This is a genomic window from Iodidimonas sp. MBR-22 (genome assembly GCF_029946565.1).
GTDB lineage: Bacteria > Pseudomonadota > Alphaproteobacteria > Sphingomonadales > Rhodothalassiaceae > Iodidimonas > Iodidimonas nitroreducens.
Map to the genome: position 1 here is coordinate 80,064 of NZ_JARKVQ010000013.1, position 8,533 is coordinate 88,596.

10 protein-coding genes are annotated in these 8,533 nt (G+C 55.9%); 4 read left to right on the forward strand and 6 right to left on the reverse strand.

Annotated elements, in window-relative coordinates; all coding sequences use genetic code 11:
- The first annotated feature begins 1 nt into the window (after position 1).
- Together QK300_RS10715 and QK300_RS10720 are read left to right on the forward strand one after the other, a co-directional pair.
- Complete coding sequence (locus QK300_RS10715) at positions 2–391, forward strand: prepilin-type N-terminal cleavage/methylation domain-containing protein (RefSeq protein WP_281301623.1); 390 nt, start codon at positions 2–4, stop codon at positions 389–391.
- The gene (locus QK300_RS10720; protein ID WP_281301622.1) at positions 388–1,056 is read left to right on the forward strand and encodes a prepilin-type N-terminal cleavage/methylation domain-containing protein; all 669 of its coding nucleotides are present in this window, start codon (positions 388–390) and stop codon (positions 1,054–1,056) included. The genes QK300_RS10715 and QK300_RS10720 overlap by 4 nt, the downstream gene beginning before the upstream one ends.
- Here the strand turns inward: QK300_RS10720 and QK300_RS10725 are convergent.
- Both QK300_RS10725 and gspG read right to left on the reverse strand, forming a co-directional pair.
- The gene (locus QK300_RS10725) at positions 1,053–2,015 is read right to left on the reverse strand and encodes a type II secretion system protein GspK (RefSeq protein ID WP_281301621.1); all 963 of its coding nucleotides are present in this window, start codon (positions 2,013–2,015) and stop codon (positions 1,053–1,055) included. The two genes, QK300_RS10720 and QK300_RS10725, sit on opposite strands and share 4 nt — an antisense overlap.
- Positions 2,012–2,458, reverse strand: coding sequence for a type II secretion system major pseudopilin GspG (gene gspG, locus QK300_RS10730; protein WP_281301620.1), 447 nt, complete (start codon positions 2,456–2,458; stop codon positions 2,012–2,014). Before gspG ends, QK300_RS10725 begins: the two co-directional genes overlap by 4 nt.
- A 210-nt stretch (positions 2,459–2,668) precedes the next feature.
- Between gspG and folE the strand changes: the two genes are divergently transcribed.
- Together folE and QK300_RS10740 are read left to right on the forward strand one after the other, a co-directional pair.
- The gene (folE, locus tag QK300_RS10735; protein ID WP_281301619.1) at positions 2,669–3,259 is read left to right on the forward strand and encodes a GTP cyclohydrolase I FolE; all 591 of its coding nucleotides are present in this window, start codon (positions 2,669–2,671) and stop codon (positions 3,257–3,259) included.
- Positions 3,260–3,499: 240 nt separating this feature from the next.
- Positions 3,500–5,701 (forward strand): S9 family peptidase, encoded by a 2,202-nt coding sequence (locus tag QK300_RS10740; RefSeq protein WP_281301618.1) that lies wholly within the window; start codon positions 3,500–3,502, stop codon positions 5,699–5,701.
- On the opposite strand, the gene QK300_RS10745 is transcribed toward QK300_RS10740, so the two are convergent.
- The 4 genes from QK300_RS10745 to QK300_RS10760 all read right to left on the reverse strand — a co-directional run bounded on the left by QK300_RS10745 (position 5,702) and on the right by QK300_RS10760 (position 8,488).
- Positions 5,702–6,469 carry an ATP-binding cassette domain-containing protein gene (locus tag QK300_RS10745; protein WP_281301617.1) on the reverse strand — a complete coding sequence of 256 codons (768 nt, stop codon included), beginning with the start codon at positions 6,467–6,469 and terminating at the stop codon, positions 5,702–5,704.
- Positions 6,466–7,137 carry a molybdate ABC transporter permease subunit gene (modB, locus tag QK300_RS10750; RefSeq protein WP_281301616.1) on the reverse strand — a complete coding sequence of 224 codons (672 nt, stop codon included), beginning with the start codon at positions 7,135–7,137 and terminating at the stop codon, positions 6,466–6,468. The genes QK300_RS10745 and modB overlap by 4 nt, the downstream gene beginning before the upstream one ends.
- A 3-nt stretch (positions 7,138–7,140) precedes the next feature.
- Positions 7,141–7,968, reverse strand: a complete 828-nt coding sequence (gene modA, locus QK300_RS10755) for a molybdate ABC transporter substrate-binding protein (protein ID WP_281301615.1) — start codon at positions 7,966–7,968, stop codon at positions 7,141–7,143.
- A gap of 64 nt (positions 7,969–8,032) precedes the next feature.
- Complete coding sequence (locus QK300_RS10760) at positions 8,033–8,488, reverse strand: LysR family transcriptional regulator (RefSeq protein ID WP_281320844.1); 456 nt, start codon at positions 8,486–8,488, stop codon at positions 8,033–8,035.
- Between the last annotated feature and the right edge of the window lie 45 nt (positions 8,489–8,533).

The following is an 8,533-nucleotide window of genomic DNA, read 5'->3' on the forward strand; positions in this document are numbered from 1 at the left end:
AATGCACTTAGCCTCTAAGGGCTTTACCCTCATCGAGGTGTTGGTGGCCTTTACCATAGCTTCGATCATGCTTGTGGCTTTGCTTCAGGGCATGGGGCGGGGCCTGCGCAGCATTGATCGGGCCGATGATCGGCAAATATTGGTGAATGCCGCGCAAAACCAGATGGCCCGCCTGGGCCGCCAGATTGAACTGCGCCCGGGCATAGAAAGCGGGGAAGGCGATGGCTATCGCTGGCGGGTGACGATGTCTGATCCGCCCCCTGATCTGGCGTCGGATCAGATCGCCGGTGGGCAGCTTCGCCTGCTGATGATCGAGATCAGCGTGAGCGATGAAACGGGGGCTGAATTTCATCTTCAAACCATGCGTTTGGTTGAAAGCGACCTGCCATGATGCGCCATGCCCGATCAGCACAGGCGGGCTTTACCCTTGTGGAACTGATTGTTGCCCTCACCCTTGTGGGTCTGTTATCGGCGGGCCTTTTTACGGCCCTGCGCTTTACCAGCAAGGCGTGGTTTGCCGGGGAAGCCCGGATCAGCCAAAGCATCGATGCCGATGCCGTGCGCTCGTTCATTCGCCATAGCCTGAGCCGGGCTCAAGCGATGAGCATTTCCCATAATGGCAAAGATCAGGTGCCATCCTTTGTCGGTGATCGCACCAGCCTCAGTTTTGCCAGCACCATGCCGATGGGGGTGGGGATTGGTGGGCTTTATCTGTTTCAATTGGAAACCGGGCCCGGCGGCGCGTCTCTCACCATCGATTGGGCGCTGATCAGGCCGGATCGGCTCATTGCTATCGAGGATGGCCGGGAAAGGCCGCGCCTTCTTTTTACGGATAACCCCTTTATAGAATTTCGCTATTTCGGGCTGAACGATGACGATCTCAATGCCGGGCTTTCCCCGCGCTGGTATGATCGTTGGCAGGGCAGTTTCCGCCTGCCGCAATTGGTTGAAATGCGTTTTCTCGATGCGGGGGGGGCTGCGGTGGCCCCCGATCTGATCATCGCCCCGATGATGGCGCCAAGCCGAGATCGGGGCCCGGGCATAGGATCTAATTAAAAACCGCTTGTGCTTTCGCTTTCAAGGGTCATGCCCTGCTGCCATGATCTTATGCGATAGCGTTCGGTGCCTCCGGAAAGCTGGACCACGGCGCGTCTTTGAAACAGGCCATTGCCGGGGGTGCGCGCGGTGCTGGTGATATGGAAAATGCTGCGCGCCGGGCCGGTAAGATACGGATTGGGGGCTGATGCAGCGCGATCCGCCAGGCTGATGATTGCGCCTGAGGCATAGGCGGCCCGTTCGCCCTCGCTCAGGCCCGGTATAGCGGCCAGAACAGCGGGTGGGGCCGATGTGGGATCAACGGCGCGACCCCCCGATTGCACTGTGGCAACATGAGACAGGCGCTGAACCAGATCCTGGGTCATGCCCGGGATTTGCAATAATTCTTCAAATTGAATCATTGGCGCATCGCGGGACTCATATGCAAGGCCCGCAGCCCGATAATCGGCATCTTCGGCCCCAAAAGGGCGCGCCCGATCATCGCCATCGCGGAAATCGGCAATGCGCGCGGCCAGAATATCCGCTCTATCCGGGCTTTCACCAATGCTGATAAGCAGGCTGCGCATCAAAATTTCATCGGCGGCATTGAGATCGACCAGCCCCCCCGCATCCTGCACCGCGATGCTGATTTCGGCATCATCGATCTGCACGCGGCGGGGCGTGCCATTCACCGCGATGGCCGATCGCGGGCCTGCGGCTTCATAATTGATGGTGAGCAATTGACCGATGGCCCAGAAAACGGCCCCATCGGCCAAAGCTTCGGCCTGAGCCTGATCGCTGCGAGCGATCAGCGTGCGGGTTTCGCTGCGGGTGGTGCTAAGAAATCCGGCAATGATCAAAGAAATCAATGTTAAAACCCACAAGACGAGAATGAGGGCAAAGCCACCGTTGCGACCGCCTTGATCAGCGCAGGAAAAGCCTGATGCCGACGAAAGATCGGCAGGTGGATCAGGGATCAATTGCTGCTCCAGTTTGTGACATCAGCATTCTCACCCTCGCCCCCCGGCGCATCATCGGCTCCCAGCGTATAGATATCCACATCCATGCCCATCTGGCTGGGGAAGCGATAATGATAGGGACGGCCCCAGGGATCGATCAGGCCTTCGGGCTTATCGATATAGGGGCCATTCCAGCCCCGCGCCCCGGTTGGTTCTTTGATCAGGGCCTGCAATCCTTCTGCTGTGGTGGGATAGCGCCCGGTTTCCAGCCGGTAAAGATCAAGTGCGCCTGAAAGATTATTGATCTGGATATTGGCACTATCGGTTTTTGCCCCCGACAGATATTTCAAAACGCGGGGAACGGCAAAAGAGGCCAGCAAGCCAAGAATTGCCAGCACCACCAGCAGTTCCATCAAGGTGAAGCCGGATTGTTTTTTTCTGGTCTGTCGTGTCGTCGTGCTCATGAAATCATCCTCATTTGCAAAGCCTCTTGTGCAAACTATAAGGGAAAAACACAAGAACAGGTAAATCTTTGGTGTCAATCATAATGATAAGTTTGGATTTTTGAAACAGGCGCGATCTTGCCCCAAAGCCCATCCGGGGATAAAGCTGGGGGCGTTGATCGGGGCTGGCAGGCCGCGCCCATCAAGATGAATATATAAAGGAATGATGACATGACAAAGTCCGCGGGCGTGCAAATCTCGAAAGAAGAAGCGGCGGCGCGCGATGCGGTGCGAACCCTGATCCGCTGGTCGGGGGAAGACCCTGATCGCGAAGGGCTGCGCGATACGCCCGAACGGGTGGTGCGTGCCTTTCTGGAATATTTCCGGGGTTATGAAGAAGATCCGGTGGTGTATCTGTCGCGGACTTTTGAAGAAGTCTCGGGCTATGATGAAGTGGTTTTGCTGCGCAACATTCCTTTCGTTTCGCATTGCGAACATCATCTGGCGCCCATCATCGGCAAGGCGCATGTGGCCTATCTGCCCAATGATAAGGTGGTGGGGATTTCCAAATTGGCACGGGTGGTTCATGCCTATGCCCGGCGGATGCAGGTGCAGGAACGCCTGACCGCCCAGATTGGCGATTGTATCACAAAAGTGCTCGAACCCCAGGGGGTGGCCATTGTTATTGAGGCCACCCATGGCTGCATGACCTGCCGAGGCGTGGAAACCCCCGAGGTGATCATGACCACAAGCCGGATGACCGGCGTTTTTCGTGAAGATGATAAGGCCCGGCGCGAGGTTTTATCCCTGATGGGTTTTTGATCGGGCCTTTCATCCGGCCAAATGGTGAGCGCGGGATTGCGCGCGGGAGGTCTTGCCTTCGGGCGATGAACGCAGCACTGTGCTTTGGGGACTGTTTTGGCAGATTAGAAAAGGCCACAGCCGGTCGATCTTTGGGTCATCCCGGCCATGATGGCTTTCAGGATATGGGAATTGCATATGGTTTCGATGGTCGCGTTTTTTAAAGCCCTTGTCGGTTTTGTTTTTTTGATGGGGATGATGATGCCCACATTTTCGCATGCCGAAGAACTGACCATCGCCCGGATGGTTGGCAGCCCCGCGCTTGATGGGCCAAAGGTGAATGGCCTGAAGCTCGCGCCCGATGGCAGCCGGGTCACCTTTTTAAAGGGCAAGGAGCGGGATTTTCGCATTCAGGACCTGTGGGAATATCATATCGAAACGGGCGAAACCCGGCTTTTGGTGGATAGCGATGATATTTTGGGGGGTGTGGCCGAAGACTTGAGCGAGGTGGAAAAAGCCCGCCGGGAACGCCAGCGCATTTCCGCCAGCGGCATTGTTCAATATCAATTTTCCAAAGATGGACAAAGCCTTCTCTTTCCCTTGGGCGGTGATCTTCATGTCTATGATATCAAGGCAGGCAAAGCGAAAAGGCTGACGGAAACCGAGGGCTTTGAGACGGATGCCAAATTCTCGCCCAAAGGCACTTATGTGTCGTTCATCCGCGATCAGAATCTGTTTGTTGTGAGCGTTAAAAACGGCGTTGAAAAGCAGCTCACCCATGAGGGCGGCGGCCCTGTTCTGATGGGCATGGCTGAATTTGTGGCGCAGGAAGAAATGGATCGCGATACCGGCTATTGGTGGGCCCCCGATGAAAGCCATATCGCCTTCACCCGGGTTGATGAAAGCCCGGTGCAGGTCGTTGATCGTTATGAACTTTCGGAAAATGGCGGGGTCACCACCATTGCCCAGCGCTATCCTTTTGCCGGAACGGCCAATGTGCTCATTGATCTGGGCGTGGTCAGCCTTGAAAGCGGGGAAATCGACTGGATCAATCTGGGCGATGAAAAAGATATTTATCTGGCGCGGGTGAATTGGCTGCCCGATAGCCGCCATCTGGCCTTTCAAAGGGAAAGCCGCGATCAAAAGCGCCTTGATCTTGTTTTTGCGCATATCAGCTCGGGCAAGCAATGGGTGGCCATCACCGAAAGGCCGGAAAGCTGGGTCAATTTGCATCATGATCTGAAATTTCTCGAAAACAGTGATCGGTTCATCTGGTCATCGGAAAAAAGCGGGTTCCGGCATCTTTATCTTCATGATCTGGAAGGCCGCGAAATCGGCGCGCTGACCGCTGGGGATTGGGTGGCGACGAAGCTGGAGCGGGTGGATGAAGAGGCAGGCGCCCTTTATTTTTCAGGCTTCAAGGATGGCCCCACCGAGCGGCATCTTTATCAGGCAACGCTTGAGCCCGATCCCCAATCCATCACCCGCCTCACCAAAGAAGAAGGCTGGCATGATATCAGCCTGTCCGATGATGCGTCTTTGTTTATAGATAGCTTTTCAGCACCGCGCACGCCGCCGCGGGTGGCCCTTAAAAGCATCAAGGGCGATCTGGTCACCTGGATCGAGAAGAATGAATTGGATGCCGATCATCCTTATGCGCCCTTTCTTGATCATCATGCCACAAGCAGCTTTGGCACAATCAAGGCTGAAGATGGCACGGATCTTTATTATGAACTGATGAAACCGGCGGATTTCGATGCAACGAAAGTTTATCCCGCGATCATCAATGTTTATGGCGGACCGGGGGTGCAAAGGGTGCGGAAAAGCTGGTCCATCGATTTCGATCAGATCCTCACCCGCAATGGCTATATCGTTTTGAAGGTGGATAATCGCGGTTCCGCCAATAGGGGCAAGGCTTTTGAGGATGTGCTGTACCGCAAGATGGGCCATAGCGAAGTGATCGATCAGGTGGCGGGGGCGAAATATCTGGCGGCACAGGATTATATCGATGGCGCACGCATCGGCGTTTATGGCTGGTCTTATGGCGGCTATATGACGATCCATCTGCTGGCGCAGGCCCCCGATGTTTTCAAGGCCGGGATGTCTGTGGCACCGGTTTCTGATTGGCGCCTATATGATACCCATTATACCGAACGCTATCTTGGCCAGCCTGATGCAAAGGATGAGGCATCAAAAGCTGGGCGCGATGTTTATGCCGAGGCATCGGTTTTTGGCCATCTTGGCGATATGAAGCCCAACAGCCTGCGGCTGGTGCATGGGATGGCCGATGATAATGTGTTTTTCGATCATGCGGTGAAGCTGATGTCGGTTCTGCAAAATGAAGGCATCGGCTTTGAATTGATGACCTATCCCGGTAAAAAGCATCGCATCAGCGGCGAGGCGACCCGGGCGCATCTATGGTCTGGGGCACTGGATTTCTTTGATCGAAAGCTGAAGCCTTGATCATGATGGCTGCGGAATGCCCATCGCCCTCAGTGCTTCAGGCTGCGAAAGCACATCCGGAACCGGGCCATGGGCGATGATCCGTCCCTCTTCGATCACCATGATCTGGTCGGCCAGGCGTTCCGCCTCATGCATATCATGAGTGACGAGGATGATCGGCATGGCCTGTTCTATGGCCTGTTCTGGGGCCTGTTCTGGGGCATGGCGACTGTGCCGCAGATGCAGCTGATGGCGCAAGGCAATGATTTCGCCATAAAGGCTCTCGCGGGTGCGGCGATCAAGGGCGGCAAATGGTTCGTCGAGCAAAAGCACCTTGGGCCGTCTTGCCAGCGCCCGGGCCAAAGCGACACGCTGTTGCTGGCCATGGGAAAGGGCTCCTGGCTTGCGTTTTTCCAGCCCCTTTAAATTCACCAGAGCCAGCAGCCTTTCCGCTTCGGTCATTTTTTCGGTTGAGGCGAGGTCATCGATGGCGCAGGCCACATTCTGGATTGCCGACATATGCGGAAAAAGGGCATAGGATTGAAACACCATGCCCACCCGCCTTTCGCGCGGGGGCAGATTGATGGCGCGATCCGTATCCAGCCACAGCTCGTCAGAAACTGAAATCCGCGCGATGGCCGGAGTGTATAGCCCGGCGATCGTGCGCAGGATGGTGGTTTTCCCCGCCCCTGAATGGCCCACCAAAGCCAGCAGCGCCCCCGGTTCGAGCTGGAAATCAATGGCGAGAGGGATGGGGCTTTCGGCCTTGATGCAAAGTTTGAGGGTCATGGCGACATCCTCCATCTCAGGCGCCCCGATAGCCATGTGGTGAGGGCGATGGTAAAGAGCGAAATGGTCACCAAAAAGCCTGACATCAAAGCCGCGCCCCGTTCATCGAAGCTTTGGACCCGATCATAGATGGCAATGGCGATGGTTTTCGTCTCGCCGGGGATTGCCCCCCCCACCATTAAAACGATGCCAAATTCGCCCAGTGTATGGGCAAATGTCAGCACCATGGCGGTCAGGATCCCGGGCCAGGCGATGGGCAGCTCGATCAACCAAAAACTGCGCCAGGACGAAAGACCGCATGTTTGTGCCGCTTCACGCAGTTCTTTGGGAACGGCTTCAAACCCCCTTTGTGCGGGCTGGATCGCAAAGGGCAGATTGAACAGAACGGACGCCACCACCAATCCTTCAAAGCTGAAGACCAAAGAATGACCGAATGTGTTTTGCCAGAAGGCGCCGATCCAGGATGCCTTGCCAAAACCGACCAGCAGATAAAAGCCAAATACTGTAGGCGGTAAAACCAGAGGCAGCATGATCAGGGCTTCGACCAGCGCTTTTCCCCGAAAAGTGCGATAAGCGAGCAGCGAGCTGATCGCCAGAGCGATGGGGAGCAGGATGGCGACGGTCCAGCCCGCCAAGCGCAGGGAAAGCCAAAGCGCCGTCCAATCCATGGCTCAGAACCCCGGCAGATCGAAGCCATAATCGCGCATGATCGCGCGGGCTTTCTCGGTTTTCATATAGGCGTAAAAATCTTCGGCGATGGCCCCGGCACCGTATAGCCGCACCATGCGTTGGCGCAGAGGCTGATGCCAGTCTGCCGGGATCAGGGCATAGCTGCCCCGCGTTTCAAGCTTTGGAGAAAACGCCAAAGAATAAGCAATGATGCCGCCTTCGCTATTGCCGGAAAGAGCAAATTGCGCCGCTTGGCTGACATTTTCACCCAGCACTAAAAGGGGCTCGATGGCAGGCCAAAGTCCTTTGTGGATCAAAGCTTCTTTTGCCCGCGCGCCATAAGGGGCATGATCGGGATTGGCGATGGCAAAATGGGCGATGGCCTTTTCATCGAGCAGACTTGCCAAATGGTCGAGATGGGAATCGGCTTTCAGCTTTGAACCCTGTGGCACCATCAAAACGATCCGCCCTTCCGCATAAAGGTCGCCTTCATCCATGGTGAGGCCCAATCGGTGAAGATCGGCAATATAGGCTTCATCGGCGGCCATGAACAACTGATAAGGCGCGCCTTGGCGGATTTGCTGGGTAAATTGCCCGGAGGAGCCATAAGATACCCGGATGGTATGGCCGGTTTCGGTTTCAAAAGCCGTGATGATATCGGACAGCGCAAAGCGCAGATCAGAAGCGGCGGCAATGACCGGGGCTCGATCCTGCGCGGATGCAAGGCCGGAAGGTGTCAAGGATAGAGCTGCAAGCGTGATCAGCCGGAGCACAGCGGCCATGAACAAGGGCCGGAAATAATAACGGCGGAAGCTGCGGGAATTCGGCATCGGTTAAAAATCTCTGGTTATGTTTGAGCAAACATAACACATGACATGGCCGCTTGCCGAAGCTTTATTCCGGGATGTTTCGATCTTTCAGCAGGAGGGACAGAGCTTCAAGGCTGGGCGCGCTGCTTTGGGCGGCATCATTTTGTAATTGGCGATAAAGGCGCAAAACCTCTTTGCCAATCGGGGTGAGCAGGGCACCCCCACCCCCCGGTCCGCCCCGATTGCTTTCCACGAGAGGCTCGCGGAACATGGCATTCAGGTTTTCGATCAGCATCCAGGCTCGTTTATAGCTCATGCCCATGGCCCGCCCGGCGGCTGAAATCGAGCCTTTTTGCATAATCTGATAGAGCAATGCGGCCTTGCCGGGCCCAATCATGGCATTGGGCCCGAAGATAATCCGAATATGGAGGCGCGGCGGTTCGCCTGTGTTGATCATCGCGTCAGCTTTTACGCCCATTGCGCCCTGCCATTGTTGATGCCGGATCAGCCCCACTGCTGTCCGGTTTAAATTCACTGCCATTGCAGCACCATTTGGTTCGTGTTTTCCGGTGGGCTATGCGCAGTT